The sequence below is a fragment of the Phormidium tenue FACHB-1050 genome (assembly GCF_014696925.1).
In the GTDB taxonomy this organism is placed as follows: Bacteria; Cyanobacteriota; Cyanobacteriia; order Pseudanabaenales; family Pseudanabaenaceae; genus Pseudanabaena.
The window spans coordinates 98,018-124,770 of the sequence record NZ_JACJQY010000010.1 but is presented as its reverse complement, the minus strand read 5'-3'; the positions used below and the strand labels follow the sequence as shown (position 1 = coordinate 124,770).

The 26,753-nt window shown below is 42.6% G+C and carries 29 protein-coding genes and 1 pseudogene; 9 read left to right on the top strand and 21 right to left on the bottom strand.

Annotation, left to right across the window (positions count from 1 at the left end):
* Positions 1 to 43: 43 nt before the first annotated feature.
* From H6G05_RS08930 to cobI, 3 genes are all read left to right on the top strand, one after another.
* Positions 44 to 778: an SIMPL domain-containing protein gene (locus H6G05_RS08930; RefSeq protein ID WP_190577836.1), complete on the top strand. Its 735-nt coding sequence runs from the start codon at positions 44 to 46 to the stop codon at positions 776 to 778.
* A gap of 96 nt (positions 779 to 874) precedes the next feature.
* The gene (locus H6G05_RS08925; RefSeq protein WP_190577835.1) at positions 875 to 1,504 is read left to right on the top strand and encodes a precorrin-8X methylmutase; all 630 of its coding nucleotides are present in this window, start codon (positions 875 to 877) and stop codon (positions 1,502 to 1,504) included.
* Positions 1,501 to 2,226, top strand: coding sequence for a precorrin-2 C(20)-methyltransferase (cobI, locus tag H6G05_RS08920; protein WP_199310397.1), 726 nt, complete (start codon positions 1,501 to 1,503; stop codon positions 2,224 to 2,226). Before H6G05_RS08925 ends, cobI begins: the two co-directional genes overlap by 4 nt.
* 89 nt (positions 2,227 to 2,315) lie before the next feature.
* On the opposite strand, the gene H6G05_RS08915 is transcribed toward cobI, so the two are convergent.
* From H6G05_RS08915 to H6G05_RS08900, 4 genes are all read right to left on the bottom strand, one after another.
* Positions 2,316 to 2,780 carry a flagellar basal body-associated FliL family protein gene (locus H6G05_RS08915; RefSeq protein ID WP_190577834.1) on the bottom strand — a complete coding sequence of 155 codons (465 nt, stop codon included), beginning with the start codon at positions 2,778 to 2,780 and terminating at the stop codon, positions 2,316 to 2,318.
* A 101-nt stretch (positions 2,781 to 2,881) separates the two neighbouring features.
* Entirely contained in the window at positions 2,882 to 3,127 is a 246-nt protein-coding gene (locus tag H6G05_RS08910; protein WP_190577833.1) for a GlsB/YeaQ/YmgE family stress response membrane protein, read from the bottom strand.
* Between the two features lie 34 nt (positions 3,128 to 3,161).
* On the bottom strand, positions 3,162 to 3,647 hold the full coding sequence (locus H6G05_RS25340) for a CsbD family protein (RefSeq protein WP_242025349.1): 486 nt from the start codon (positions 3,645 to 3,647) through the stop codon (positions 3,162 to 3,164).
* A gap of 174 nt (positions 3,648 to 3,821) precedes the next feature.
* Complete coding sequence (locus H6G05_RS08900) at positions 3,822 to 4,079, bottom strand: CsbD family protein (protein WP_190577832.1); 258 nt, start codon at positions 4,077 to 4,079, stop codon at positions 3,822 to 3,824.
* A 716-nt stretch (positions 4,080 to 4,795) separates the two neighbouring features.
* On the opposite strand from H6G05_RS08900, the gene H6G05_RS08895 reads away from it, so the two are divergent.
* Entirely contained in the window at positions 4,796 to 5,623 is an 828-nt protein-coding gene (locus H6G05_RS08895) for an FAD-dependent thymidylate synthase (RefSeq protein ID WP_190577831.1), read from the top strand.
* Positions 5,624 to 5,769: 146 nt separating this feature from the next.
* On the opposite strand, the gene H6G05_RS08890 is transcribed toward H6G05_RS08895, so the two are convergent.
* Complete coding sequence (locus tag H6G05_RS08890) at positions 5,770 to 6,279, bottom strand: GAF domain-containing protein (RefSeq protein ID WP_190577830.1); 510 nt, start codon at positions 6,277 to 6,279, stop codon at positions 5,770 to 5,772.
* Between the two features lie 91 nt (positions 6,280 to 6,370).
* On the opposite strand from H6G05_RS08890, the gene recO reads away from it, so the two are divergent.
* Both recO and H6G05_RS08880 read left to right on the top strand, forming a co-directional pair.
* Entirely contained in the window at positions 6,371 to 7,207 is an 837-nt protein-coding gene (gene recO / locus H6G05_RS08885; RefSeq protein ID WP_190577829.1) for a DNA repair protein RecO, read from the top strand.
* Entirely contained in the window at positions 7,204 to 8,601 is a 1,398-nt protein-coding gene (locus tag H6G05_RS08880; RefSeq protein ID WP_190577828.1) for an MFS transporter, read from the top strand. Before recO ends, H6G05_RS08880 begins: the two co-directional genes overlap by 4 nt.
* A 239-nt stretch (positions 8,602 to 8,840) precedes the next feature.
* Here the strand turns inward: H6G05_RS08880 and H6G05_RS08875 are convergent, their stop codons facing one another.
* The 4 genes from H6G05_RS08875 to H6G05_RS08860 all read right to left on the bottom strand — a co-directional run bounded on the left by H6G05_RS08875 (position 8,841) and on the right by H6G05_RS08860 (position 13,144).
* Complete coding sequence (locus tag H6G05_RS08875) at positions 8,841 to 9,263, bottom strand: hypothetical protein (protein ID WP_094533305.1); 423 nt, start codon at positions 9,261 to 9,263, stop codon at positions 8,841 to 8,843.
* Between the two features lie 265 nt (positions 9,264 to 9,528).
* Positions 9,529 to 10,413, bottom strand: coding sequence for a hypothetical protein (locus H6G05_RS08870; RefSeq protein ID WP_190577827.1), 885 nt, complete (start codon positions 10,411 to 10,413; stop codon positions 9,529 to 9,531).
* Positions 10,414 to 10,527: 114 nt separating this feature from the next.
* The gene (gene glgA, locus H6G05_RS08865) at positions 10,528 to 11,904 is read right to left on the bottom strand and encodes a glycogen synthase GlgA (protein WP_190577826.1); all 1,377 of its coding nucleotides are present in this window, start codon (positions 11,902 to 11,904) and stop codon (positions 10,528 to 10,530) included.
* 499 nt (positions 11,905 to 12,403) lie between these two features.
* Entirely contained in the window at positions 12,404 to 13,144 is a 741-nt protein-coding gene (locus tag H6G05_RS08860) for a response regulator transcription factor (protein WP_190577860.1), read from the bottom strand.
* A gap of 340 nt (positions 13,145 to 13,484) precedes the next feature.
* Between H6G05_RS08860 and sds the strand changes: the two genes are divergently transcribed.
* On the top strand, positions 13,485 to 14,468 hold the full coding sequence (gene sds, locus H6G05_RS08855; protein ID WP_190577825.1) for a solanesyl diphosphate synthase: 984 nt from the start codon (positions 13,485 to 13,487) through the stop codon (positions 14,466 to 14,468).
* 243 nt (positions 14,469 to 14,711) lie between these two features.
* On the opposite strand, the gene H6G05_RS08850 is transcribed toward sds, so the two are convergent.
* Entirely contained in the window at positions 14,712 to 15,146 is a 435-nt protein-coding gene (locus H6G05_RS08850) for a hypothetical protein (protein WP_190577824.1), read from the bottom strand.
* On the bottom strand, positions 15,143 to 15,481 hold the full coding sequence (locus tag H6G05_RS08845; RefSeq protein WP_190577823.1) for a DUF6883 domain-containing protein: 339 nt from the start codon (positions 15,479 to 15,481) through the stop codon (positions 15,143 to 15,145). The genes H6G05_RS08850 and H6G05_RS08845 overlap by 4 nt, the downstream gene beginning before the upstream one ends.
* A 275-nt stretch (positions 15,482 to 15,756) precedes the next feature.
* Between H6G05_RS08845 and H6G05_RS08840 the strand changes: the two genes are divergently transcribed.
* Positions 15,757 to 16,554: a transposase gene (locus H6G05_RS08840; protein ID WP_190577822.1), complete on the top strand. Its 798-nt coding sequence runs from the start codon at positions 15,757 to 15,759 to the stop codon at positions 16,552 to 16,554.
* A 71-nt stretch (positions 16,555 to 16,625) separates the two neighbouring features.
* On the opposite strand, the gene H6G05_RS08835 is transcribed toward H6G05_RS08840, so the two are convergent.
* The 7 genes and pseudogenes from H6G05_RS08835 to H6G05_RS25975 form a co-directional block, all read right to left on the bottom strand.
* Positions 16,626 to 18,218 carry a GUN4 domain-containing protein gene (locus H6G05_RS08835; protein ID WP_190577821.1) on the bottom strand — a complete coding sequence of 531 codons (1,593 nt, stop codon included), beginning with the start codon at positions 18,216 to 18,218 and terminating at the stop codon, positions 16,626 to 16,628.
* Positions 18,219 to 18,250: 32 nt separating this feature from the next.
* Positions 18,251 to 18,406, bottom strand: a complete 156-nt coding sequence (locus tag H6G05_RS25335) for a hypothetical protein (protein WP_242025346.1) — start codon at positions 18,404 to 18,406, stop codon at positions 18,251 to 18,253.
* Positions 18,407 to 18,510: 104 nt separating this feature from the next.
* On the bottom strand, positions 18,511 to 18,909 hold the full coding sequence (locus H6G05_RS08825; RefSeq protein ID WP_190577820.1) for a Pepco domain-containing protein: 399 nt from the start codon (positions 18,907 to 18,909) through the stop codon (positions 18,511 to 18,513).
* Positions 18,910 to 19,027: 118 nt separating this feature from the next.
* Complete coding sequence (locus H6G05_RS08820; RefSeq protein ID WP_242025345.1) at positions 19,028 to 19,288, bottom strand: Uma2 family endonuclease; 261 nt, start codon at positions 19,286 to 19,288, stop codon at positions 19,028 to 19,030.
* A complete protein-coding gene (locus H6G05_RS08815) occupies positions 19,289 to 19,774 on the bottom strand; it encodes a hypothetical protein (RefSeq protein ID WP_190577819.1) in 486 nt (161 codons plus the stop codon).
* 73 nt (positions 19,775 to 19,847) lie between these two features.
* Positions 19,848 to 21,185 (bottom strand): serine/threonine-protein kinase, encoded by a 1,338-nt coding sequence (locus H6G05_RS08810; RefSeq protein ID WP_242025343.1) that lies wholly within the window; start codon positions 21,183 to 21,185, stop codon positions 19,848 to 19,850.
* A 3-nt stretch (positions 21,186 to 21,188) separates the two neighbouring features.
* Positions 21,189 to 21,299: pseudogene (locus H6G05_RS25975) on the bottom strand (4-Cys prefix domain-containing protein); the annotation flags it as partial.
* A gap of 137 nt (positions 21,300 to 21,436) precedes the next feature.
* Here H6G05_RS25975 and pcrA point away from each other — a divergent pair.
* Positions 21,437 to 23,812 (top strand): DNA helicase PcrA, encoded by a 2,376-nt coding sequence (gene pcrA / locus H6G05_RS08805; RefSeq protein WP_190577817.1) that lies wholly within the window; start codon positions 21,437 to 21,439, stop codon positions 23,810 to 23,812.
* A gap of 267 nt (positions 23,813 to 24,079) precedes the next feature.
* Here pcrA and H6G05_RS08800 read toward each other — a convergent pair whose 3' ends face one another.
* The 3 genes from H6G05_RS08800 to H6G05_RS08790 all read right to left on the bottom strand — a co-directional run bounded on the left by H6G05_RS08800 (position 24,080) and on the right by H6G05_RS08790 (position 26,729).
* Positions 24,080 to 25,123 carry a DUF2157 domain-containing protein gene (locus H6G05_RS08800; RefSeq protein ID WP_190577816.1) on the bottom strand — a complete coding sequence of 348 codons (1,044 nt, stop codon included), beginning with the start codon at positions 25,121 to 25,123 and terminating at the stop codon, positions 24,080 to 24,082.
* Between the two features lie 168 nt (positions 25,124 to 25,291).
* Positions 25,292 to 26,353, bottom strand: coding sequence for a serine hydrolase domain-containing protein (locus H6G05_RS08795; protein ID WP_190577815.1), 1,062 nt, complete (start codon positions 26,351 to 26,353; stop codon positions 25,292 to 25,294).
* Between the two features lie 190 nt (positions 26,354 to 26,543).
* Positions 26,544 to 26,729 carry a hypothetical protein gene (locus tag H6G05_RS08790; protein WP_190577814.1) on the bottom strand — a complete coding sequence of 62 codons (186 nt, stop codon included), beginning with the start codon at positions 26,727 to 26,729 and terminating at the stop codon, positions 26,544 to 26,546.
* Positions 26,730 to 26,753 lie beyond the last annotated feature (24 nt).

Here is a 26,753-nt window from a genome sequence, read left to right as displayed (position 1 = left end):
AATAAAAATATCATGAAATAAAGGTTCGTAAGGATTTAATCATATGCGTCACTTAACTACATTCGTTCTCAGTCTTGCTTTTTGTATTCCCTCGGTGGCGGCGATCGCCCCTGCCGCCAAAGCGCAAGAAACTTCCGCAAAATATTCTGAAGTCAAAAATGAGCGGGTTATCACGGTTACAGGACGCGGTGAGCGCTCCGTCAAAACCACTAAGGCTCGTATTCAGTTAGGAGTAAATGTGGAAGGAAAAACCGCGATCGCTGTTCAAGAAGAAGTTGCTCGTCAAGCTAATAGCATCGTTTCGCGCTTACAACAGTTAAATGTCGAGAAGTTGCAGACTACCAGCGTTCAACTCAGTCCCAAGTATGTCTATGAAAATAATCGCCAACGCCAAGATGGTTTCACGGGACAAACTAGTGTCAGTTTCTTGGTGGCTCTCGATCAAGCGGGTGCAGTCCTTGATGCTGCGGTGAATTCAGGGGCAAATCAAATTGAGCAGATTAGCTTTATTGCCAGTGATGTTGAATTAAATGCTGCCAAGCAACTCGCGCTTCAAGATGCGATTAAAGATGCTCAAACTCAGTCAAATACGGTGTTAAGTGCCTTAGGTTTTACCCCAAAAACCATTAAGACGATTAACATTAGTGATTCGGCGATCGCCTATCCAGTTTCACAGCCACGGGCTACATTTGCTAAGGATGCGGCGGCTAGCTCTGTCCCCATTTTAGGAGGTGAGCAGAAAGTCGAAGCTGCGGTCACTTTGCAAATTACTTATTAAATTGTTGTACCGCCCACCTAGCGGGCGGCACAATATAAACCGTAGCGCGGCAAAGCCGCGCTACGGTTTATCATTAAGATCCCCTTAATCAATTTCATGCTTGACTATATCCGTGATGGCAACGCCATTTATCAAAAATCCTTTGCCACCATTCGCGCCGAGGCAAACTTATCGATCTTGCCACCAGACTTAGAAGTAGTCGCAGTGCGCTTAATTCATGCCTGTGGCATGACGGATATTGTCAGCGATCTTGCTTATTCTGAAGATGTGGTGAAAATTGGCAGGGCAGCCTTGAAAAATGGCGCAAAGATCCTCTGTGACGCGCAAATGGTTGCCAATGGAGTTACCCGCAAGCGTTTGCCAGCCAATAATCCTGTGATTTGTACTTTGAATGAGCCTGAAGTAGCAGAACTGGCTCAACAAATTGGCAATACGCGATCAGCCGCCGCCATCGAACTATGGCGATCGCATATTGAGGGATCGATCATTGCGATCGGTAATGCACCCACAGCCCTATTTCGTCTCTTAGAGCTACTTGATCAAGGTTTGCCCAAACCAGCCGTTATACTAGGATTCCCTGTTGGTTTTGTCGGTGCGATCGAATCAAAGGCGGCTTTGGCTGAAAATAGCCGTGGTGTTCCCTTTTTGACTATTCATGGTCGGCGCGGAGGGAGCGCAATGGCAGCCGCAGCCTTGAATGCATTAGCGATGGAGAATGAGCTATGAACACAGTTGAAGAAGTAATTGTCAAAAAAGGAAGTCTTTATGGTTTAGGAATTGGTCCTGGTGATCCAGAGTTATTAACCATTAAGGCTCATCGTATTTTGACTTCCGTTCCTGTGATTGCCTATCCCACAATGGAAAGTGGCAAAGTTTTAGCAAGGGCGATCGTCGCTGATTTTATTCGTCCTGAGCAAATAGAAGTACCAATGCCACTTCCCTTTAGTGTGGAACGATCTTCCCAACCCTATTACGACATTGGGGCAGAAAAAATTGCGGAACATTTAGAAGCAGGTCGTGATGTGGCGGTACTTTGTGAAGGTGATCCCATGCTTTACGGCTCATTTATGTATATATTTAATCGCCTTGCGACTAGATTTCATACAGAAGTAGTTCCGGGAATATCTTCCACTTTTGCCAGTGCGGCGATGCTGGGTGCGCCCCTGACTTTCCGTAATGATGTATTAAGTATTATGCCCGCCACTTTAGAAGCAGATATTCTACGCGATCGCCTAGCCGTTGCCGATGCAGCGATTATTATCAAATTAGGTAGACATTTCGCAAAAGTAAAAGCTGTTTTAGAAGAATTAGGATTATTTTCTCGGGCTTTATATATTGAACGCGCCACGATGCCCAATCAAACAATTAAAGCGATCGCCTCAGTCGTTGCTGATGAAGTCCCCTATTGGGCGATCGTGATGATTCCCAGTCAAACAAATCCCCAATAAAAAAAGAAGCCGCGCATTGCGCGGCTTCTTTCTTGTTGCAATAAATAGTGATGCGCGGCAAAGCCGCGCATCACTATTTATTTTGTCAACTAATTATTGGGAGCAGTCGTTGGGGTAGGAGTTGCAGCCTTTGGAGTCGCAACTGGGGTAGGAGTCGCGGTCACTGTTACGGCTGGAGCTGGTGCTACAGGTTGAGGCTGGACAGTTGCCGCAGGAATATTAATCTCAACTGTGGGGGTTGGTTGAGGTGATGCAGGACTTACCTCTCTGATAGTGGTGTTGTTCCGTTCGATAATTGTGGATTTGTTTTCTTTTACAGTATCAACAGCACTTGGTATTAAGACTGGCGTTGGCGCAGGGCGATTGTTAAGGAAATAGGCGATCGCGCCTCCACCTATAGCTAAGAAAAGTAAAACAACAACAATTACAGCACTGGAACTTCCATCATTGCTAACTTTGGTTGTACGTTCTTCAGAAACACTGTACCCATTCGCAGGAGTATTGGAACGAGATGTAACTTTTCTAGTAATTTCTTGATCTCTTTCGTCAGACATGATTTTAATAGAACTCTTAATAATTGGTTAGACATTGCGGAATAGAACTAATTTTTATGGCTTGCGTCACAAAAATTAGTTCTCGATTAGATTGCAGAAGATTATGCTGACTTGATCAGGCGAAGCCCAAACAGAAGGACAACAGCGCCAATTGTGGCAACGATTAAACTGCCGAGCAGTCCGCCACCCGTAGATAGACCAAAAGTGCTAAATAGGAATCCACCAAGCAATGCACCGATGACACCAACAATGATGTCTCCAATTAAGCCAAAGCTAGTCCCTTTTACCAGTTGCCCTGCAAGCCAACCAGCAGCTAAGCCGATCAAAATAAACCAAATAAAATTCATATCATTCCATCCTACAGATTTCTCAACAAAAAACTTATTTCAACATTCCTTTAACTTTGTCTTTCGCATCTTCCATCAAATTGCGAGTCTTTGACTCTACTTGCTTGGCTTTGCCAACAATCTGATCTTGGCGATCGCCTGTCAAATTACCAAAGGCTTCTTGGGTTTTTCCTTCCAGATTTTCGACATTTGCTTTCACTCGTTCTGGCAACCTCACACCTTCCTTGATATTTTCAGTCACTTTCCGAGAAGCCGCTTCAGCTTGCTTTGCTTTACCAATAATTTGATTTTCGGCATCACCTGTGACATTACCGATCGCTTCTTGAGTTTTACCTTCAAGATCTTTGGCTGTTGATTTAACTCTTTCCATTATGGCGATCGGTGCATGGGAAGAATCAACTATCTGATTGAATGACTGTGCTGCGGAACTATTCTCAACCGCAAGTCCTAAAACTAAGGCGAATGAGAAGAAAGAAACTAAACCAATAGTCATTAATGCTCGATAAAATCGTGAAATCATTTTCATTCTCTGATTAACCTTTAAAAAATTGGAAGGCTAAAATTTTATTAGCTAAAAAAAGCTTGTAAAGGCTAAATTTATTTCTAGATATTGAAAGTTAAATTTAGTTTTTTGATAGTTTATTTGGATTAAACCATCAAATTCTTTAAGACTATTTATTTAGATAATTAAATTTTAGTCAATAGCATTCTTAGCATCTCTAGCCTTAGCCTTTACAGCATCAGCAACATCTTTAGCCTTTTCTTGGACAATATTGGCAACATCTTTAGCTTTGTCTTTGACATCTTCAGATACATTTCTAACTTCAGCTTCAACTTGCTTTGCTTGCCCTGAAGCCTGTCTTTCAGGATCGCCAGTGATATTACCAACAGCTTCTTCAACCTTGCCTTCAATATTTTTGGCAGCAGCCTTAGCTCTTTCTTGTAAACTCATAATTAATGACCTTGTTTGTATTAATGAATTATTTGGTTAGCATAAAAACAAATTTAATTTATGCTTTATTTCCTAACAGGCTTAGTATGCACTATTAGCAAATTTTATTCGTCCGCCCAAAGGTATAAGTTTTCAATATACTTTCAGAAATTAAATATTATTTGTAGTGATACAAATAACTTGTGTTAAGAGATAAATAAAATTAAAGACTTTGTAATCTTTATGTTTCAATTAAATTGTCTTTAAATATGAAATGAAGCTACTGACTAAACTTTGTATTTATCCTTGGAAGCTTACTGTGACAGTGGCGTGATTGATTTATTGAATGAGATGATAGAATTGATTAATTACGATACAAAATGTAACAAAGAATATTTCGCCAAAAACTTGAGCAAATATAGCAATCCTAAATGGTTTGTGGAAGGACACCCCGACGGGGTGTCCTTCCACAAACAAAAGAACACAAATGATATAGGACTGCTATAGCAATGTAAGTTTTGCTTGGGACAAAAGATAAGTGGCGGCGCTTTGCGCTGCCACTTATCTTTTGGGGCTTGATGCAGACTGGAGAATACTAGACTACAATCTTATACCGAGGCATAAAATGGTATAGCCATTTTATGCCTCTAAAACCCTTACGGGGTTTGGTTTTTAATCCACAAAAGTGTAACGACACTTTTGTGGATTGGTACTATACGAATTAAGAATCAAGCATCATGTTTCAACCCCAAGCCGCCATCATCGCTGATAGCGTTAACTTAACAGGCGATCGCCTAACGACTTTTGTGTTAACTTACCATCGCATGATTCACTCAGAATTCATGACCCATCGAATGCTCAGCAAAAATAGCAGCAGCAGTCGCGCTATTCCCGTTGAGAAAATGATCAAACTTGTCGAGAGCCAAGAAGTCTATCCATTACATTGGGGGAAAAACCAAAAGGGAATGTCGGCGCAAACCGAAGTTACAGAAGATGAGATGCAAGCGGCGGCGGAGGTATGGAAATCAGCTAAAAATGACGCTATCCATCACGCTAAGCAACTAGTGCATATTGGTATTCACAAACAAGTAGTCAACCGACTTTTGGAACCCTTTTCCACAATTACGGTAATTTGTTCAGGAACCGAATATCAAAACTTTTTTGAACAGCGCTGTCATCCTGATGCACAGCCTGAAATTCAATCCTTAGCTCATAAGATGAAAGCTGCCTATGATGCTAGTCAACCCCAACAACTAGGCGCAGGTGAATGGCACTTACCATTAATTAAACAAGAAGATATTGATGAAATTAGCGATATTAATGAATTGGTCAAAGTAGCGGTAGGACGCTGTGCGAGGGTTAGTTACCTCAATCACGATGGGGTGCGGAGCCTCACCGATGATGTGAAACTGCACGATCGCCTTTTAACTTCTAAGCCAGCTCATCTATCTCCCTTTGAGCATGTAGCCAGTGCGCTTCCTAATTCGGAGAAGAGAGCAAACTTTACAGGATTTCAAGCCTATCGATTCGTTCTAGAAAAAAATAAGGGCTTCGCAGTAAAGTAAAGAACTAGATTTTTTAGCACGGCTTACGCCGAAAGAAAAGCTGCCCTCATCCCCCAACCCCTTCTCCCGCAGGAGAAGGGGAGAAAAAACTATTTATTATTTTCTTGTTCCCCTCTCCTGCGGGAGAGGGGCTAGGGGTGAGGGGTTTAGTTAGCTTGTGAAGCATTAATTGAAGAAGCAGAAGCCAAATAATTAGAATGTTGGCAGATTGAGTCAATATCTGAGTTTTGCCAGATCTTACAATCCTGACAATGATGAGCAACTACTAACCCCCATAATTTTTCATTAGTTAATACAGGTGCAACTAAATTCGATCGCACTTGCATCTCCCGCAAAAAATCTCGATGACAATCACTGATAGGAGCCTGCTCAATATCATCAATAGCATGGATACGTCCCGCCAAATAAAGCGCTGCATATTCTAAATTGAAACAATCATCAGCCCCCGTTGAACCAATGATCGAGTATCTATGATCGCTGATTGCCTCAAAGGTTACTTGTCCCTTCCATTGCGTGTAGAAGTAATACAAAACCACGCGATCAACATTAAGCTGTTCCCTAAGCTTTTGTAGGGTGTCACTAACAACTTGATCTTGTTGTAACTTATTAGTAATTCGGCTTAAAACCGAACTCAAATCGCGATTGGCAGGATTCATTGTGGCAATAGAAAGGTTTAAAGTAGCTTATTTGCTAAAAAACAATTGACGATCGCTATTTTAGTCCATTTACCTATCCAAGAGTCTTAAATTGCCTAAAGAATATCGCGCCACAGGAATCAATCTTAAGGGTATGCCCTTAGGTGAAAACGATCGCCTGCTGACGATCCTCACCAAGGAGCATGGATTGATCAGAGCCGTAGCCGCAGGAGCGAGAAAACATCGCTCACCAATGGCAGGGCGATCGGGCTTATTTGTGGTTAATGATTTGCAGATTTCCGCAGGACGCAATATGGATCGGATTAAAAATGCGGAAGTGTTACAGTCTTTTGTCGGTTTAGGTAAAACTCTAGCTAAGCTCACGGCAGCTCAATATTTGTCAGAACTTGCCCTCATGCAAGCATTATCCGCTCAACCACAGGAAGAACTTTTTTTAGTACTAATCGAGCATCTAAATCGTATTCAGGAAGCTGAAAATCAAAATGTTTTGGCTCATTTGAATCATGGGATCTATCACCTATTGGCGATCGCAGGATTTGCGCCACAAGTGCATAGTTGCTGCATTAGCCAAAGCCCAGTGGTTGCCAATCGCCACCAGCCAAAATGGAAAGCAGGATTTAGCATAGTTGGCGGCGGAGTCATCAATCTCGAAATAACCGATCTTGCGAATGACGGTAATCCGAACGGCGATCGCCCTGAGCTAAGCATTAGTGATGCTATGTATAATCGCATTAGTCACTACCTCAATGCATCTGAACTTCTTGCTATGCAAGAACTTGCACAGACTGATTTAGCAGATAATATTTTAGAAACGCATACAACAGATTGGCTTGCAGTTGAAAGATTGTTACGAGCCTATGCACAGTATCATTTTGATAGACCAATCCAGTCTTCGGCTCTGATTGACACCTGTTTTTTTAATATATGACCCATTTATTCGATCCACCTACACCCAATCTGCCAGAACCACCCGATCATCATCACGCAGATCTTCACATTAATAATGGCAATGGCGAAATCTTAAATGGCGAAACCCTAGAAACACCAGATTTACCTACCGATTCTAAATCTGTGCTTCGCAATCCTAATTTTTTATCGCTGTGGAGCGGACAGGTCTTTTCGCAGATTGCCGATAAGATTTTTTTAGTACTCGTGATTGCGATCGTTTCTACCCAATTTCAGCAAGAGGGCGAAACAATTAGTGGTTGGGTCTCCGCAGTCATGGTGTCATTTACCATTCCTGCGATTTTATTTGGATCGATCGCTGGGGTATATATCGATCGCTGGAATAAAAAAACAGTTTTAGTTAGTTCCAATATTCTGCGAGGAGTCTTAGTTCTCAGCATTCCCCTCTTACTCTGGGTTACTAAAAATAGTGTGTTGCCTTGGGGCGCACCAACAGGCTTTTGGGGTTTATTGTGCATTACTTTTCTTGTCTCAACCTTTACGCAGTTTTTTACTCCCGCCGAACAGTCAGCGATCGCCCTTGTCGTGGAGAAGCCCAAATTACTAGCAGCCAATTCTCTCTACACAACCACGATTATGGCGGCGTTGATTTTAGGATTTGCCCTTGGTGAACCACTCTTAGCCCTATCCGATCATCTCTGGCACAATGTCGGTCAAGAAATCCTTGTGGGTGGCAGTTATTTACTCGCAGGGATTATTTTAATTTTATTGAAAACAGGTGAAACCAAAGAAGACTTACACCGTGATAGTTTTCACCTTTGGAATGACATCAAAGAAGGCTTGCAATATCTCAATCATAAGAAGACTTCACTATCAGCTCTGATCCAATTAATTTGCACTTTTTCGATCATTGCCGCTTTGACAGTATTAGCTGTGCGTTTAGCCGAGGTAATGCCTGAAATTAAATCAGAACAGTTTGGATTTTTATTAGCTGTAGCAAGTTTGGGGATGGCGATAGGTGCAGGAATTGTCGCAAAACTGGGCGATCGCTGTAGCCGTCAAATGCTTTCTTTAATTGGCTCTCTTGGGATGTCAGTATTTTTAGGGATGTTGGCGGTTTTTAGCGATCGCTTTGGTTTGGGACTAATTGCGATCGCGGGTACTGGCATTTTTGCGGGTTTATGTGTAATTCCGATGCAGACGGTGATCCAAGAAGAAACCCCTGAAGATGTACGTGGCAAAGTCTTTGGCTTACAGAATAATGCCGTAAATATTGCCCTCAGTTTGCCTTTATCAGTAGCAGGTATCGCTGAGTCCTATTTTGGATTGCAGAAGGTAATTTTTGCGCTAAGTGCGATCGCGATCGCAACGGGGATTCTCACTTGGTACATTGCCCGTCAATTAGTCGAATCATAAAAAGCTATAGCCACAAATCAAAACCCAAGTAGTGAGAGGCGGCGCTTCGCGCCGCCTCTCACTACTTGGGTTTAGCTATATCTACCTCCGAAGAGAAACGTCGTCAGCTACCCCCAGCAACTTTGAAAAGCCTATATAGCGCTTTTCAAGCAAACGAGGTACATAGGTTTGTTTCCCCGCCGAAGGCGGGGAAACAAACCCGTACTTCACTAGACTGATAAACGCTATATACACTCACATTATTTACGATTAAATACTTCTAGAGTTTGGCGACTAAACTCGCGTAGGTTTTCAATTCCATCTTCCATTGGCATCTTATCGCCAAAAAACTGCCAGTTATCTACTGTCGAGAAGCGCCAGCATTCGCCTTTATAGTCATGTCCACTTGCTTCGATCCCGATCGCTCGCAAATCTCCATCCACAGGATCTTCATATAGTCGAATTTGGAAGAGAATGCTGCGAACCTTGAGCCGCCAGCTTACCCCTGGGAAATGAAAGCCGACATCAATCGAGTCTGGATCGAGTAATCTGCGTGTATCGGAATTATTTAGCCAAGGTTTCAAATCAGAGCGTGCAGCAGGGTAAATAGCTTTAAACAAATTGACAATCGTGGCGATTTTGGTCGCTACTTCGACATTTCTAGCTTGTTCAGCAGCATTCACGGGCAAGACCCTCACATAAAACCTACAAAACGAAGATTTATCAGCTTGTAATACCAAATTAAGAATGGCTACGCTATTTCTTAATTTAAGAACCCTTACTGGATTTGTTTTTTGATTCACACAAGTGTGGCAACACTTTCGTGAATTCGTATAGTCGCTGATCTTAGCATTTGCCAACAATAAACCCTATTAACCCGCGATCGCTGTAGCAATTCTGACTATAAATCCAATTTTAGGATTTTGCCCCCACAGCTCAGCAAATCCCTCAATTGCTTCTGGTAGGGACTAAATCAGGAATAGACTCAAAGTTGGGTAAGACAGATGGATCAAGACTTAAGCGATCGAGTAATTTGGCAAATTCCTTGCAACATTGGACTGAGTTTTGCAAGATTTGCTTTTGCGAGAACTTGATCATGATCCAGCCTGAATCTACTAAAAAGCGATCGCTAAGATCCTTTTGCATTAGATTTGCCGCACTTTCTGAATCTGCAATAATCTCGATCGCAATATGTACATTCAACGCAGGATCGATATAGGTCAAAGCAGGAACCCAATCATGATCAATGCTAGGTATATAAATCTTGACACCTTGATAGAGAGTTCCCGATAAATACTGTTGAAGGGTCTTTCCAAAACCATAAATAGCCGATTGATCACGATCCGTAGGATTACTACTTTTGGTTAGGGCGATCGCATTTTCGACGGTTGGAATCTTAGCAAAGAACTTCTGAAATTGCTGATGGCGAAACTCAAGGATACGTTCAGGCGCATGGGCGATCGCTAATTGTTGCTGATAACTAACCTCTTCGCGGGAATAAGCTTCTAGCTTTGCGAAATAGTTTTGCAGATGATTTTGATGGTTTTGATATCGTTTTTTGTAAGTGAGAAACTGATATCTAATTCTCAAGACAATTGCGACCGTTCCCACGATCAACATCATTATTCCTAACTCTTTGGCGACGGCGGTTACTATTGCTACTAGGACAATCAAACCAAAGCTCAAGGCGATCGCTTCTTGAATTTGAATCGGCGTGGGCTGTTGATTGGAAGGTAACCTTGGCAAGGTCATACTTAGCTTGGGTGCAACAGGCTTAGACTGAGCAATGCGCTGCACTTCTGGAGGAATAAGAATAGTAGGAAACTGACGCATTGATTAGGTAGCCTGAAAGAGCGATTAAATTTAATTAGATGTAATTCTCACAGGGCTTTGAGAGATTTGCAAGCCTAGATAAATAGGGGGGGCGCTAAGCGCCCCCCTATTTATCTAGGCTTTATCTAAACCAGGAATCGAGCGATATAGTTGCACATACTTCTCGGCGGATGTTTGCCAACTGAAGTCATTGTTCATACCGCGTTGTTGTAACAAGCGCCATGCATCGGTATAGCGATAGCTTTCCCACGCACGTACCATGCAGGTGTACATATCCAAAGGCTCATAACGATCAAAACTAAAGCCTGTACCTGTCTGACCAATTGGATCATGAAAAGACACCGTATCCACCAGTCCACCAGTACGACGGACAATTGGCACACAACCATAGCGCATTGCGATCAATTGACTCAGTCCACATGGTTCAAAACGACTTGGCATCAAAAAGGCATCCGACCCAGCATAAACACGATGGGAAAGCGCTATGTTAAACAAAATTTGAGCTGACATGCGACCTGGGTAACGGGCGGCAATTTGCCATAGTTGCGATTCGTAATAGCGATCGCCTGTTCCCAAAACCACAAACTGAGCATCTGTATATGCTAGGAAACGTTCAAGGGTTTGCAGCAGTAAATCAATACCTTTCTGCTCCACTAAACGACCGACCATGCCGATTAAGAAAGTTGCAGGGTTTACGGTTAAACCTAGTTCTTTTTGCAAAGCAATCTTATTTGCCATGCGATCGTCAAGGGTTTCAACAGAGTAGTTTTGTACCAAGGCGGTATCGGTAGCAGGGTTTTCTAATTCCGTATCGATACCGTTTAAAATTCCCCAAGGCTTCAAGAAGGAAAGCAAGCCCTCTAGCCCTTCCCCATAGATAGGTGTACAGATTTGTTGAGCATAAGTTGGAGATACTGTATTTACGCGATCGGCATACTTGATACCTGCTGCCATCGTGTTATGGGCATCCATATACCAAGGAGTCCAAGTAATTTTATCGAGGAACCATTTCCAAGGACCTTGGTAAGCTAGGTTATGAATCGTGAATACTGTGCCAATGTCAGAAACTTGGTGCATCCACACAGGAATCATGCCTGTATGCCAGTCATGACAGTGAATAATATTAGGCTTCCAATAGTTCCATGCAAATTCGGCGACGGCATTGGCAAACATGGTAAACCGCCAATCTTCATCTTCACCACCGTAAACGCGAGCAGGAATAAATGATCCATGCCCCATTAAGTACAAGGGGACATCTGTACCTGGTAATACGGTTTCAAAAATATCAAACTCCTGAAACATGGCATAGCCTTTCCATTTCCATTCAGGGTTTTCCTTGAGCTTGTCTGGGATTACGCCGTAGTAAGGCATGATGATCCGCACGTCATGTCCCATCTTCTTGAGAATCGGCGGGAGCGCACCCACCACATCGCCCATGCCACCAACTTTGGCAAGAGGTGCAACTTCAGCCGCCGCAAATAAAATTTTCATTTGTTGATCATTACTCGTTATGTCAGGCTATCTAAATTATTTTCAGGCATATAGCGATCGCTACAGCAGTAATTTTTACAAGCGTCGCTTGAAAGTTAAAAGAGAGACCCCACTCCGTGAGGTCTCTCTTGATAATTAGTGCGATCGCTACAGCAGCAATTTTTACAAGCGTCGCCCCACCAACAAAAAGAAATCCCACTCCGTGGGATTTCTTTTTGTTGGTGGGGCGATCGCTACAGCAGCAATTTTTTCAAGAGGCACTTTGTACATAAAAAAGAGACTTGCTGCGCGGGTCTCTTTTTTATTGGTATGGCGATCGCTACATCAGTAATTTTTACAAGCGTGACTTGAGAGATCAATAAAAGAAACTCCACTCTGTGGAGTTTCTTTTGATGCTCGTTGTATCTAAAAGTAAGGGCAATTCATGAATTGCCCTTACTTTGTCTTATTGCGTATAATTTCTTGCCAAAAAGAACTTGTAAAACAAGGTCTTTTTAGTTTATTCAGCGATCGCCCCTTCGTCTTGATGGTTATCCTCATCTTTGGGAAGCTCTAAGCAATAGCCAGCACCATATACGGTTTTGATATATTTAGGATGGCGAGGATCTGGTTCTAACTTGGTGCGTAGATGGCGAATATGCACACGGATAGTCTCGATATCATCATCGGGTTCATAGCCCCAGACTTCTTTGAGAATTTCGCTAGGTGATACTGTTTGACCATGACGCTGTAACAAACAATGTAATAGTTCAAACTCTAAATGAGTTAACTTGACAGTTTTATTAAACCAAATCGCCTCAAAGCGCTCAGGGACAAGCGTCAATGAACCAAAAATTAAAATTTCACCATGCTTAGCAGTGTCAATAATCCGATTTGTACGGCGCAGTAAAGCACGTACTCGCGCTAGCATCTCTTCCAGCTCAAAGGGCTTAGTCAGATAGTCATCTGCACCAGCATTAAATCCCTCAACCTTATCTTGGGTTTGCCCCATCGCGGTAAGCATCATTACAGGAATTTCTTTAGTCCGTTCATCACGGCGCAATCTTTGACAGACAGTAAACCCATCTACTCTAGGCAGCATCAAGTCAAGGATGATCATGTCAGGCATCAACTGAATGGCAAGTGCTTGTCCTTTGATACCATCACTCGCTTGACTGACTTGATAGCCAGCATGTTCGAGGTTCAGCGTCACCATTTCAGAGATTATCGGATCATCATCGATCAAGAGCAGCCTAGGCATCATTAGTCAAAGTTCCATCTATACGATTGGATTACGATTTGTTAAATAATATATATCATTGCGATACATAACGAGTAAAGGTGAAGCAGTACCTAAAATCGAGAACCGTTTTTTGGTGGTGCGGCTTAGCTGCGCCACCAAAAAACGGTTCTTCTATAACGATCGCCAAAAAATTTCTGGCTAAAGGAGTAGTAGGTACAGAGTATCAGCCGTTTGCAGTCGTTTGAATGATGATGACCACAAAAACCAGCTAAGTCGGGCTTTAACTCTTACAACATTACTCATACAATATATGAAGATATGTAAAAATTGATTTAATATTTAATACTGGTTTATTCGCATGAGCCTTCCAACTACTTCTGTCACCGAACTTTTTGCACCAGTCAAAGATGACTTGCGTATGCTCACGGATAATCTGAAGCAGTTGGTTGGGGCAAGACATCCAATTTTGTATGCTGCTGCTGAGCATTTGTTTGAGGCTAAGGGCAAGAGTATGCGCCCCGCTCTGGTCTTATTGGCTTCACGGGCGACCATGAGCGATCGCGATATCACCTCACGCCATCGCCGCCTTGCGGAGATCACGGAAATGATCCACACTGCAAGTTTGGTGCATGACGATGTGATTGACTCGGCTGATCTACGGCGCGGTATGCCAACTGTGAATAGCAGTTTTGGTAATCGCATTGCGGTATTAGCAGGAGACTTTCTGTTTGCTCAAGCATCTTGGTATCTTGCCAATTTGGATCATCTGGAAGTCGTGAAGCTTTTGTCAAAGGTGATCACTGATTTTGCTGAGGGTGAAATTCGGCAGAGCTTGACTGCATTTGATAGCGGTTTGACCTTAGAGGATTATCTAGAGAAAAGTTTTTATAAGACGGCTTCGCTGATGGCGGGTAGTGCTAAGGCGGCGGGGGTGTTGAGCGGTGTTAGTCAGGTACAGGCTGAGCAATTATTTAACTTTGGCAAGCATTTTGGCATTGCTTTTCAAGTTGTTGATGACATTCTTGATTTCACTAGTTCCACTGAGACTTTGGGTAAGCCTGCTGGCTCTGACCTCAAGCAAGGTAATTTGACAGCGCCAGTGTTATTTGCGATAGAGGAATATCCACAGTTGCGCGGCTTAATCGAGAGAGAGTTTAGTGAAGTGGATGATCTCGATAAGGCTCTAGAACTAGTGAATAAAAGTGAAGGTATTTCGCGATCGCGTGACCTTGCGAAGAGTCATGTCAAGTCGGCGCTAACTGCGATCGAGTGGTTGCCATCTTCTGCACCTAAGCAATCTCTGATTGGTTTAACCAATTACGTTCTAGATCGCTTGTATTAAGATCGGGGGATGGCTGAAAGCACTAACCTAGGTTGACTTTGAACCATCCACCCAATATTTCTACTAGGTAACTGATGTTACGTGGATAGAATTCTACGATCATCTAAGTCTAGGGCTGGCACGGGGGCACAGCCCCTACAAAAATCTAAATTATTGAGGTAGGGGCAATCCCCCCATGGTTGTCCTGTCGTGCTAGTAGCTTTCATGATGGTTGTTATTCTAGCTAAAAGATAAAATAAATTTTCATAGAGTTAAGAGCTTGTCATTTTTGGGAACTTCTGATGTAGATTGTTTTTGCTTATAGCAAAGAAATTCGGTGAAGTCTTTAATTTGCAGAATCGATTCTTCTGGAAGTAGTTCTAGTAATTCTAAAAGTTGTTGCTTTACTTTCTGTTTGTCAATTTGTTGATGAGCATTTACTAGATTTATTTGATGAGGATAGATTGTTTCTACATCTAGGGTTTCACGAAATGCTTCGGGATCGTCTTCAAATGCTTCGATCATTTCGCCTTCAGTCGTTAACTTTAACCATCCGCCAAATAGTTCGACTAGGTAGGCTTCGCCATCTTCAAATATTTCCACGATCGCACCATCAGTTCCTTGTGGGGCAATTCCTCCATCGTGAAGTTGAATGTCTTGATTTAGGGTAACGGAATCAAACATTTGAAACTTACTCATTTTTGCCTCCTGCTGCGTTGTGGTACTGCTGTTACAAATCTAGCAATGTTTTCGCCTTTCAGTACAATCCAAGCAGTAAGGATTTCCCTTGATTGCTCACGCTGATCAATTAACGAAACAATTGCTGTATATCTATCTCCATAAGCGTCTTGACGTTGAAATATTAAGTCTGATGGTGCAATTTTTTGCAAAATTGTGTCACGGATCGCTTCGGGGTTGTCATATCCCATCACATTTTGCCAAAATCGGCTTTTATCGCCACCTTTGCCTTGTTCGCCGCTATAGCTAAGCAGATATTGTGCTTTGGCAAGTGGGAATTCGAGGCGATCGATCATGGGGAAGAAAAAAGTTTATTTTGGTGGTAATTCTAGCAAACATAATAAATGTAGGGGTAGAGCATTTGCGCCATTATCTCGCAACTCTCCACCGCAATTTTCATTCGCAAATGCTCTACCCTTTTTGCTTTTATAGATCGCCTATCCCTGCGGTTTGGGGATTGTCGGTGAATGTTGGAGGTTCAGGGCAGAGCATTCCCAATTTGAGATAATTGCAGAATTTATAGATTGTGACGGGAATGCTCTGCCCCTACGGGAATCATGGAAATAAAACCATGACTCGAAAACCACGCGAATTCAAAACTGGCTATTGCTATCACGTTACGGTGCGGTGTAATAATCGCGAATTTCGATTGATTCGGGATGAATGTCGAGAGGTGTTGCTCTTTTCCATTCAAAAATGCAAAGACAAATTTGGGTTTAAACTCTATGCCCTGTGCATTATGAGCAACCATATCCATTATTTGATAGAACCTGCTCAACCAGAGGATTTACCTAAGATTATGCATTGGTTGAACTGGTTTACGGCAATGTGTTTTAACCAGATGATGAATCGGACGGGGCATTTCTGGGAGAAGCGATATCACAGTACGGGGTTTGCGAATACGGATATGCAACGGGCTTTGAATACGTTGCGATATATCCATGCGAATCCGAAGGCGGCGGGGATGCAATTGGGATTTTTTTATGACTATAGCAATTATGGAACCTATGACCGTTTAACCGATGATGGTTTGACGCAATGGCATCCTGCGTTTTTGATGTTGGGTGCGATGTTGGAGATCTGTGCAGCGAAGTATCGCAAATTTTGCCAGAAATATAAGCCGAAGCCGAAACCTGAGAAGCGAAATTATTGGGGTACGAAGTTATTGGCAAATTTAAAGATTAAGGGCAAGACAGGAAAGAGTTGCCGAAGGCAGAGGTCGTTATGGGATGAGTGGGACAAACCTGATGAGGAAATTCGTAAAGTTGCTGAAAAATTTGTAATGGCAAATTGTTATGATCCCAAGGTGGCTTGCCAGAAATTTTCGGAAAAAGACGATGGTGATGGGGATGAGGCTGGTGACAGGTAACGAAATGCTAGGATGCTGATTATGCTGTAGAAAATTGTCGATTTACAAATCTTTATAGAGGTGTGAAAGCTTTATGGTTTACACTTCACAAGTCTCTGCGCGAGAGAAGAGAAAATACCTCCATACCTGACAATCAAAAATAATCTCGAAAATCCACCATCACCACCGAACGAAAATAGTCTCGGGAGGCTTGCTGGGAGAGAGTTTTGGGCATTTTTAGTATCATTCATAAATTCAGTATACGTCCTCCAGTCATTTTTTTGAGGATGATACCAACCAACTTTTGCCGCAAATTTTTTCCACACCTCATAATCATATTTCCCAATCTCGCCGCCGCACTCTAGCCAGAGTTTTTTCTGAATACTAAAACCAAATTTGCTACTGCTGTAATGCACCCATAACTGATCAATCGTTCGCAAGTCTTCGCAAGGAAAAGCCTCAATATGCTCCGTATCTAGCCAACCCTCTTTTTCGCGATTAGCAACCTGACACATCAATTTAGCTGTCAGTTCATCCGCTTTGCGCCATTCCTTTGCCTTCAGCAATTTCTCTAACTCGCGATAGTCGATTCCCTTCGCACTCACCAATTCCACAGAATTTTTCTTGACCTCTGGCACTGGTGACACTGGCGGAGTTTTTCTGCCAATAACTTCTCTCTGAAACTCTTTAGGCACAGCAGGAGGTGAAACTTGCGGAGATGAAGGAGTTTTACTACCACTAGAACTAACTGCTTCCCTTAGCTGAGGACTTGAAGAAGATCGCTTATTACCCACCCGTATCAAAGCATTAATCGCCTTCATATCCGTTCCACCAGAAGCCACATTTACCCGCATCCATAACTGAAAAGCCAAATTAAAATCCTCTTCAATTTCGGCATGGAGCGCATCTTCTCGCAATGTCGCAATATCGGTGAGATTGGCAAACTTCGGCAACAGAAGATAATGCAACTTGGTTTCAGGTTCGATTTTCACATAAGGAACTTGCCTATACTGCTTGTATTTTTGCGTCACTTGCGGCACACGATCCTTCAAATAATTAGCAAACCTCTCCACCGTCGCACAATTTCCCTCACCCTGAATCCGCAACGCCTCCAACAACACATTCGTAAACGCCCCTTGCCCAATCTCATCAATCTCATAGGAAACCTGTGATGGACTGCAAGAAAAGAACGTAATTACCCCCTGCTGCTTCTCCTCACCGATGCCCATACCCGCATTCTTTGCGCCATCACTGCGACAAGCATCAATCAACATCACCACATTATCCGCCCCACTCCGCCGCAAGCGTTCCGTCACAAAACCAATCGGAATCGCCAGATCGGGAATAGAACGCGGATTACCATCACTAGGCAAAAGATAATCGCGCCCCTCACAGGGCATCCCATGACCACTAAAGTAAAACCACAGCGTATCCCCTGCCGATAGAAAAGGGTCGGCAAAGCGATCGCCTAAAAAAGACTTGAGCGTCCCATAGGTCGGCTGAGTCTTGCGCCCCTGAGCATTGCGCGGCGAGTCATCGGTAAAAAAGTACAGATCGTCATGACTAACGCCTAAATCTTGCATGAAAAAATTACGCATCCTCTCAGCATCGCTTTTGGCATACTTCAGAGGTGAAATCTCATCATAGTCATTGATTCCGACAATTACCGCACAATTTCTCGCCATAGCTGACTACAAACTCTTTCTAAAAATGTGATTCAAGGAATAATACTTTCCAACTCATCCGCAATCAGATCCTGTAAATCGTCGTCACAATGAGACTGCAAATGAATTATAGAAGCATTTAACTCAGCCAATACATCAACCTTTTGGCGATCGCTAATATTTGGTAATTGAAGCTGATGCACCAGCATGATCACCCTCTGGCATTAAACTCCTAACTCAGCAATCAAAGTATTAAGAGTCAGATTAGCGATCGTCATTGGGGCAATTGATTTTTCATGATTCTTTTTACCCATTATTTAGATGGCTCAATCCTCTTAAATTTTAACTCGATCGCCCCTTTGCCACCCAACTTACCCCCTGTACCCAGCAGCTTAATTTCGCCCTCGCCGCTAATTTCTACTGACAGGGTAATTTCATCTAATTGCAATCCCGCCTGTGGCTCTACCTCTTGCTCCACCGTTGCAAGTATCTTGCTTACTACCTGCACAAACTGAGACATCTCTCCCGCCAATTTTTCTGCCTTTACGCGACTTTCTTTCAGTTGTTTAACCGACACCGTAGCTTTTGAAGGGCTATAGGGATTAAAATCTCGGTTTACAACAGCTTTTTGTCCTGTTTGTTGTTCTTCGACGATGGGATCACTAGCGGTCACGATCCACAGTTCCTGATCACCCCAATTTAGCTCTGGCATTGACCTACCTCTAGACTGCATATTTCTAGCAATTATGCATTATTTTCTCACATTTGATAAGTACCCATGCAGCCTAACCCAATAGCCAGTGGCGCGTGCGCCACTGGCTATTGGGTTATTACCAAATTTCAGCAAGACTCAAAACAAACTCAGGTAAAACATCTTCCCCAGAAAGAGAACTCGGATTTTGTAAAACTTCTTTAGGCTTCTCAATGCGATAAACTTCCACTTCTCGATCTTTGCGATTAATCAACCAGCCAAGCCTTGCGCCATTATCTTGATATTCCTGCATCTTCGCTTGTGTAACCTTCAAGTTATCACTGAGATGCGCCACATACATCTTTTGGGATTTACAGCAAGCCAGATTGCTCCCAGTCAATTACTGAGACTTGGAGATGGAAAATTTTTTGCTGATTGGCTTTGAATTGTCTGTACCTAGGGAAATCACAACCTCGTAATTACCCTCAGGAAATCCATTTGAAGGAGCATTTAGATTGGAAGAAACAAAATTCGTATCAGATTCTGTTACCAAATCTATACTAGCGATATCAGTTGTTTTAGCCGTATCCCCTCCTAAATATTTCCAATCAATTTTCACCTTTGTTCCTTCAGGTGCAAATTTCAGATCGGCGGTGGCAAATATTTTGGGTGTAGCTGTGTCAAATTGCACGGTATCACTGGCGCATGTCTGATTTTCTGGCTTTTCAACACACATTTTGATATTCTCTAGCGTCGCTGTAGACACGTTAAAACTACAAGCTGTAGCAGCAAGAGTACTCAAAACAAATAGACCGAAAATCCTTACAGAGCCTTTTTTAGTTTTCAATTTTGTCAACATTATTTTCATCCCCAATTTTTTCAACATTCTCGATACTATAGCATGTCTAGATTTTCTCAAAGCCCTAAACTGCTCATTGGTGAGATCGATTATAGGCGGCTCACAGCAACGAGTAGAGTAATTGGAAGATGAGGCGAAAGGCTGCCATCAGAGCGATCGCACTAAAGCCAGCAACTCCACAATATTGAATAATATCTATCCATTGTGGCAAGTTCTGAAAAATAGTTTTTGCAAAGACTTGTCCTACCCAAACTGCGGCGAAACTGATTAAGTTTACGAATACAAATAGATCTTTATTATCCAGAACAGAACTAATCCTCAGTAGAACAACACCCAGCAAGAATGCAGCAAAAACAACTAAATTTGCAGGAGAGCCGATCGCCGTAATGCCAACGGTTGTACTTACTTGCCATAGCAACATCGCTTCCACACCCAACAAAAAAGCAGCAATGAACTGTTTGGGAATCGGCGTAGATAGCAACCAAGGTGTTCTTTGCGATTTTGGAGATTTGGACGGAACTTTGGGGACGGATGGCGCATTAATCGCATTGGGCGAAGCGATCGGCACAGGAACTTGGATACTCGTTTGGTGAGTGGGCTTTGCTGGTGTTGGTGCTATCACCGCTATTTTAGAACTGAGGGCTTGGCTTACACTTGCCGCCGAGTTGAAGCGATCGCTAGGAGCCGTCTCTAACATTTTAAGTAAAACACTATTCAGGCTAGGACTGAGCTTCACAAACTGATCCCATTGCCATTTGTTGTGGCTCACATCAAATAATTCCTCTGGCTCCTTACCCGATAGCAAAAAGAGACAAGTCACGGCAAAGGCATAGAGATCCGTCGCAGGAAACACCGTATCGCCGCGCATTTGCTCAGGTGCGCCATAGCCGGGGGTAAAGATACCTGTGGACTTTTGTCCTTGGACTGCACCTGCAACTTGCTTGACTGCACCAAAATCCAGCAAAAAGTAAGTTTGATCAGACTTGCGTACCATGATATTCGCAGGTTTGATATCGCGATGGATCGAGCCTTTGTCGTGAATAAATGTCAAGACAGGTAACAGGCTTTGCATAATTTCTAAGACATCCGCCTCCGCGATCGCCCCATGCTGCTCGACAATTTGCTCTAGGGTAAAGCCATCGACAAATTCCTGCACTAAATAAAAAAATTCATCCTGTCCTGACTGCACCTCAAAATAGGCAAGTAAATCAGGGATTTGTGGATGCGTCCCCAAATCTTCTAAAACCGTGGCTTCCCGCTCAAACATTTGCTTGGCGATCACCATCTGCGAACTAGTCAACCCTACAGGTTGCAATAACTTCACCACGCAACGTTTCATCGCTGGGGTATAGCGATCCCGTGCCAAAAACGTTGCACCAAAACCACCTTGAGCGATCGGACGTTCGACGATATAGCGTCCACCAAGCAGTAAGGGCATTCCGCAAGCCGTACAGAATTTTTGCGTGATCGTTTTAAGTGTATTGCCACTATCAAGGTCAGCGAAAGAATTTAACGGCTTTGTACAATGGGGGCGTGTGCAGTAAATATCCACTGGCTAATCATTAAGTTTAGAAATTGACGGCTCTTTTGAGATGCTTAGAGCTTAGCGCCAAGCATCTCAAAAGATCACAAGTAAACATTTTTGGCATACTGTATTAGAGTCTACCTAAGTTTCTCCCTCCTGCGCCCATGAGTTCCAATTTTTTGCATCATCTCAACCCCGCTCAACAAAAAGCCGCAAGCCATCTGCATGGTCCAATGCTCGTAGTCGCAGGCGCAGGCTCAGGGAAAACAAGGACATTAACTTACCGCATCGCCAACCTAATGCTCAATCATGGTGTCGCCCCTGAGCAAATCCTTGCAGTTACCTTTACAAATAAAGCTGGCAAGGAAATGAATGAGCGAATTCAATCTTTGTTAACCCAAGAAGTCGCCCAAAGAGAATTAGGTAAGGCTTTAAGTGAAATTAGTGATTGGGAACAGGATAAGCTCCGTAAAAAAGTTTATAAGCAATATATCAATAGCTTTGCTCAAGATGGGCTATGGATGGGGACTTTCCATAGTATGTGCTGTCGAATTTTACGCCTTGATATTGATAAGTATAAAGATCAAAATGGTAGAAGCTGGGCAAAAAATTTCTCGATTTTCGATGACTCTGATGCACAATCCTTAGTCAAAGATATTGTCATTAATCAACTAAATTTAGATGAAAAGAAGTTTGAGCCAAAGTCCGTGCGCTTTGCGATCGGCAATGCCAAAAACAAAGGCTGGACTCCAGAGGAATACGAAAAACAGAGCGATGATTCTTCCTATCGCAAACGAACGATCGCACAAGTTTATAACCTCTATCAAAATCAGCTCGCCACCAATAATGCCCTCGATTTTGATGATTTAATCTTTTTGCCAGTGCGTTTATTTCAGCAAAACCCTGAAATTCTAAGTAAATGGCATGATCGCTTTAAACATATTCTCGTTGATGAATATCAAGATACCAATCGCACTCAATATGACTTGATTCGTTTGCTAGCCACTAATAATTCTAAGCCAAACTGGGAAGAGCGTTCTATTTTTGTAGTCGGGGATGCTGATCAATCAATTTATAGTTTCCGCTCGGCAGACTTTACGATATTGATGGAGTTTCAAGAAGCTTTTGGTGATCGCTTACCCGATGCTCATACAGGCACAATGATCAAACTGGAAGAGAACTATCGTTCTGTTGCCAATATTCTCGAAGTAGCTAATCAACTGATCGACCATAACTCACAGCGTATTGATAAAGTTCTAAAGGCGACTAAACCCGATGGTGATTTGATTGAATTATTCCGAGCTGATAATGGCGATGATGAAGCTCAATTTGTAATCGAGCAAATTCGCCGCATCAAGTCCAAAACTCCCAGCGCCACTTTTGGACATTGTGCGATTCTCTATCGCACAAACGTGCAATCTCGTCCTTTTGAAGATATGCTAATGCGCTGGAATATTCCATATAGATTAATCGGGGGCTTACGTTTCTATGATCGCAAAGAGATAAAAGATACTCTCGCCTATCTACGCTTACTATCAAATGCATCCGACACTCTTAGTTTGATGCGAATCATTAATGTCCCCAAACGTAGCATTGGCAAAGCGACTCTTGACAAACTTCAAGATGCAGCACAACAACTTGGTGTTCCAATTTGGGAAATTATCAAAGATGAATCAACAGTTAAGACTTTGGCAGGACGATCTGCTAGGGGTGTTCTTTCATTTGTTGAATTGATACAAAAATGGCAAGCCAAAGTTAGCATTACTCCTGCGGCAGATATAATTCAGGGGGTTTTAGCTGATTCTGGCTATATCAATGAACTGGAAGCACAAGGAAATGATGAAGCTAACGAACGCATTGAGAACTTAAAAGAACTTTACAATTCCGCCGTACAATTTGCTGAAGATCAGGAAGATGCTTCTCTTAGTTCATTCCTAGAGAGAGCTGCTCTTGTTTCTAGTCATGATGAGAGTGACAGTACCGAAGATAAAGTTACCCTAATGACTCTTCATGCTGCTAAGGGACTAGAATTTCCCGTCGTATTTCTAGTGGGTTTAGAACAAAATTTATTTCCAAGCTTTCGCTCCCTACACGACCCAATGGCATTGGAAGAAGAACGCCGCCTCATGTATGTGGGCATCACCCGTGCCGAAGAGAAACTATTCCTTAGCCATGCACAATCCCGCCGTACCTATGGAAAATATGAATATGCGATTCCTTCCCAATTCCTAGCCGAATTACCGAAGGAATACTTGACAGGACATGGCATTGATAAATTTATCAGTAAGGCAAGTCAACGCGCCGAAGCCACCAGCGTTAAAGGTTCGCTCAGATCTGCTCCCCCTGTAAAGGTAAATGCCGTCAAACCCAAGCCCCGTATTGATTGGCAAGTAGGCGATCGCGTGATGCATGATAAGTTTGGCGAAGGTCAAGTCTCAAATTTGCTTGGTACTGGGGACAAGATGTATCTAGCCGTCGCCTTCGCTGGTCAAGGCAAAAAGATCATCGATCCTAAAATCGCACCAATTCAGAAAATTTAAGTTGTAAAGCAATGCAAAACTTACATTGCTATAGAATAGTTCCTGAATTTCTCACGTCAAAGTAGAACTTTAGAGAGAATTCGCGATCGCCCGTAGAAGTGCAATTATTTCCAACCTTATCTCACTAGTTATACCAATTTCCAAAAGTGTGGCAACACTTTTGGAAATTAAAAACCAAACCCAGTAAGGGTTTTTAAAGTACAAAATGGCTACGCCATTTTGTACTTTGGTATTAATAGTTTCTCTGCCACTCTCTTTATTTTAGGTTCAAATATCCTTTGGTAAGAGTTGTAGCAACGATGCAGGAAGAACACGTTGTAACCACAATTCCCAAGTTGGATAATTTTTTTTGTATTGCACCCCAGCAAAAATTATTAAAACACCGATAAAAGAAAGCACGATCGGAAACAGTAGTGAATTACTAAATACTGTATAAGCAAGATGACCCAGATAACCAATAACACCCATAGCACCGAAGATGACAAATACGCGCCTTCTCAGCACAACAGAGAGTAGAATCAAGAACAGATTGATGAGGAAGTAGAGAAAGCGTTCCCATTCGCCCCCAGCATTCATCAACGTTAAGCCTCCCCAAAAAGCCATCAGTCCAGACAAGTACAGCCAAAAAGCAAAGTCACCCTGACTGCGACGGATGCGCCGATCAATGAAAAAAGCAATGACGATAGTGGCAATGCCAAACCAGAAAGAAACTAGACATCGCTCATTCCAAGCAAATTCATTTTTACCGAAAATCAATGGTGTCAAATCCATTGACATGTACCATAGTGAGTAAGCGATCGGCAATGTTAGGAAGGGAAAGCGAATCCACCAAAGAGCCAGCGCACCAGAAACAATTGTGCCTAATTCCATGTAAAACCAACTGGCTTTTACCCACATATGGTAGTTGCGAAAGTTGCCAGGGTCTCCATTAGGCCAGATGCCTGTCATTCTCTGAAAGCCATAAATTGCTAGTGGAACCATACATACAGCAATAGTTGTGAGCAAACCTCCAGGAACTTTTAGCCCGCGATCGAACCACAAATATCGTCCAGTCATAGTAAAAATTAGTATATAGATGCAAGATAGGGCGAATATCCCCTTTCCACCTAGCGATTCCCAAGCAAGGGTCAGGAAGAAAAACATCCCAAAAATGACGATGAGTGCGCCAAAGTAGTAAGCCACATTCGCAAAATCAAATTTTGGTACATGCTGTTTCCTTACCAGCAAAGCCTGCCAGAGACGCTCAGCCGCATTTGCATCAATCAAATCTTCGTCAACCGCCCAATCCAAATCTTCTCTTTCAATTTGCATGGATATTTCCTCCAATAATGTTTATGAATAATGCCAATCTATAGATTTGTCGAGGTACTTTTTAATGATATAAAACTGCTTGAAAGCTTTTTACTTACTCTAAACATCAGTCATCGATAGATAGACTGTTTGCGAGTCCACTATAAACAACGCTTGTTTAATAAGCAATTAGAGAGAATTCACGATCGCCCGTAAGAGTGCAATTGTTTCCAACCTTATCTCACTAGTTAAAGACTCCTCTGCGGCGCTAGTTTTAACTATTACCACTTGATGTTTGGGATTAATGTAGAGAAACTGTCCGCGATGACCTAGTGCGACAAACTCTCCATCGGTATTAGGATGAGGTGGAATCCACCATTGATATTGATAGCCAAAGCCAGCATATTCGTTAAAATCAGTAGCCCCTGCTTGCAGATCTGGGCGATCGGGTAAAACAGACTCTTTGATCCAACTTTGGGGAATAATCTGTTTGCCATTAAGATTACCTTCATGGAGATAGAGCAATCCAAATTTGGCATAGTCGCGTAAAGTCGCATTAAGACCACAAAAAGTAACTTCAGTACCGTACAAATCAGTTAACCAAGAAGCATCAAATTCGGCTCCGATAGGCTGCCATAGCTTTTCTTGAAAGTAATCGGCGATATTTCTCCCCGTGACCCGTCTGAGCAATAATCCCAAAACATGAGAATCTAAACTCATATAGTTCAAGTCTTTGCCAGAGGCTTTGTCTGATGGGAAATCAAATATGGCTCGATCCATCGGACGAGCATACAGAAACAACTTAGGCAGAAGTTCATTAATATCAGACGTAGGATTGGAATAACCTTCGTCAAAGCGAACGCCTGAAGACATTTGGAGAATGTGCTTAATGGGAACGTTGTTATAGCCAGAATTAATCAATTCGGGCACATATTTCGTGATCGGATCGTTGACACTATTGATTTTGCCTTCAGCGATCGCAATACCAACTAGTGCTGATATAAATGATTTTGCTATCGACCAAGAGGTATTTCGAGCACTCGCTGAGTTACCGCGAAAATATTGCTCATAGACGATCGCATCATTTTTAACGACTAAAATACCAGTGGTGAAAGTGCGATCGAGCAAATCGGGCATTGCATGGTTTTTGCCACCAAATTTGTAGGAAACATTTAATTCGCGAATATTTTCTTGCAGTTTGTAGGGATTAGTAGATTTTGCGATCGGTCTACTAGGAAAGATATTTTCCATAGAGCGGAAATTCTCAGCTATTTTCCCTGTCTGAAATAAAGTCTGCTTGGGATAGAGATAAAGTTTCCACCAGCAAAACCCTGATGCGGCCAGTAGCAAAACTACAAGACTAGAAACCAGTTGCCATTTTTTTATAAACATTTTATGGATATATTTTGAGTTACTGAATACCACATTGTTAAGTCAGTCATCAATGCCAGCGCAGCGCATTGGCTAAGTCGGCGATTGAGTAGGAGTATGTAGGTATTTCGGGAGTATAGGCATTGACTCGGCGATCGCTATAGGTTTGTGCCATGACTATAACTGGTAAAGCTAACGACAGCGAGAGGACGATCGCTTTTACTTGAAAACCTTTGAGCCAAAAATTCTTGTTCATGTCTAACTCCAGTTAGCTATAAAT

Coding starts and splice junctions, on each gene's coding strand:
- H6G05_RS08930 (WP_190577836.1), top strand. CDS start 44: ATGCGTCACTTAACTACATTCGTTCTCAGTCTTGCTTTTTGTATTCCC.
- H6G05_RS08925 (WP_190577835.1), top strand. CDS start 875: ATGCTTGACTATATCCGTGATGGCAACGCCATTTATCAAAAATCCTTT.
- cobI (WP_199310397.1), top strand. CDS start 1,501: ATGAACACAGTTGAAGAAGTAATTGTCAAAAAAGGAAGTCTTTATGGT.
- H6G05_RS08915 (WP_190577834.1), bottom strand. CDS start 2,780: ATGTCTGACGAAAGAGATCAAGAAATTACTAGAAAAGTTACATCTCGT.
- H6G05_RS08910 (WP_190577833.1), bottom strand. CDS start 3,127: ATGAATTTTATTTGGTTTATTTTGATCGGCTTAGCTGCTGGTTGGCTT.
- H6G05_RS25340 (WP_242025349.1), bottom strand. CDS start 3,647: ATGATTTCACGATTTTATCGAGCATTAATGACTATTGGTTTAGTTTCT.
- H6G05_RS08900 (WP_190577832.1), bottom strand. CDS start 4,079: ATGAGTTTACAAGAAAGAGCTAAGGCTGCTGCCAAAAATATTGAAGGC.
- H6G05_RS08895 (WP_190577831.1), top strand. CDS start 4,796: ATGTTTCAACCCCAAGCCGCCATCATCGCTGATAGCGTTAACTTAACA.
- H6G05_RS08890 (WP_190577830.1), bottom strand. CDS start 6,279: ATGAATCCTGCCAATCGCGATTTGAGTTCGGTTTTAAGCCGAATTACT.
- H6G05_RS08880 (WP_190577828.1), top strand. CDS start 7,204: ATGACCCATTTATTCGATCCACCTACACCCAATCTGCCAGAACCACCC.
- H6G05_RS08870 (WP_190577827.1), bottom strand. CDS start 10,413: ATGCGTCAGTTTCCTACTATTCTTATTCCTCCAGAAGTGCAGCGCATT.
- glgA (WP_190577826.1), bottom strand. CDS start 11,904: ATGAAAATTTTATTTGCGGCGGCTGAAGTTGCACCTCTTGCCAAAGTT.
- H6G05_RS08860 (WP_190577860.1), bottom strand. CDS start 13,144: ATGCCTAGGCTGCTCTTGATCGATGATGATCCGATAATCTCTGAAATG.
- sds (WP_190577825.1), top strand. CDS start 13,485: ATGAGCCTTCCAACTACTTCTGTCACCGAACTTTTTGCACCAGTCAAA.
- H6G05_RS08850 (WP_190577824.1), bottom strand. CDS start 15,146: ATGAGTAAGTTTCAAATGTTTGATTCCGTTACCCTAAATCAAGACATT.
- H6G05_RS08845 (WP_190577823.1), bottom strand. CDS start 15,481: ATGATCGATCGCCTCGAATTCCCACTTGCCAAAGCACAATATCTGCTT.
- H6G05_RS08840 (WP_190577822.1), top strand. CDS start 15,757: ATGACTCGAAAACCACGCGAATTCAAAACTGGCTATTGCTATCACGTT.
- H6G05_RS08835 (WP_190577821.1), bottom strand. CDS start 18,218: ATGGCGAGAAATTGTGCGGTAATTGTCGGAATCAATGACTATGATGAG.
- H6G05_RS25335 (WP_242025346.1), bottom strand. CDS start 18,406: ATGCTGGTGCATCAGCTTCAATTACCAAATATTAGCGATCGCCAAAAG.
- H6G05_RS08825 (WP_190577820.1), bottom strand. CDS start 18,909: ATGCCAGAGCTAAATTGGGGTGATCAGGAACTGTGGATCGTGACCGCT.
- H6G05_RS08815 (WP_190577819.1), bottom strand. CDS start 19,774: ATGTTGAAAAAATTGGGGATGAAAATAATGTTGACAAAATTGAAAACT.
- H6G05_RS08810 (WP_242025343.1), bottom strand. CDS start 21,185: ATGCCCTTACTGCTTGGTGGACGCTATATCGTCGAACGTCCGATCGCT.
- pcrA (WP_190577817.1), top strand. CDS start 21,437: ATGAGTTCCAATTTTTTGCATCATCTCAACCCCGCTCAACAAAAAGCC.
- H6G05_RS08800 (WP_190577816.1), bottom strand. CDS start 25,123: ATGCAAATTGAAAGAGAAGATTTGGATTGGGCGGTTGACGAAGATTTG.
- H6G05_RS08795 (WP_190577815.1), bottom strand. CDS start 26,353: ATGGAAAATATCTTTCCTAGTAGACCGATCGCAAAATCTACTAATCCC.
- H6G05_RS08790 (WP_190577814.1), bottom strand. CDS start 26,729: ATGAACAAGAATTTTTGGCTCAAAGGTTTTCAAGTAAAAGCGATCGTC.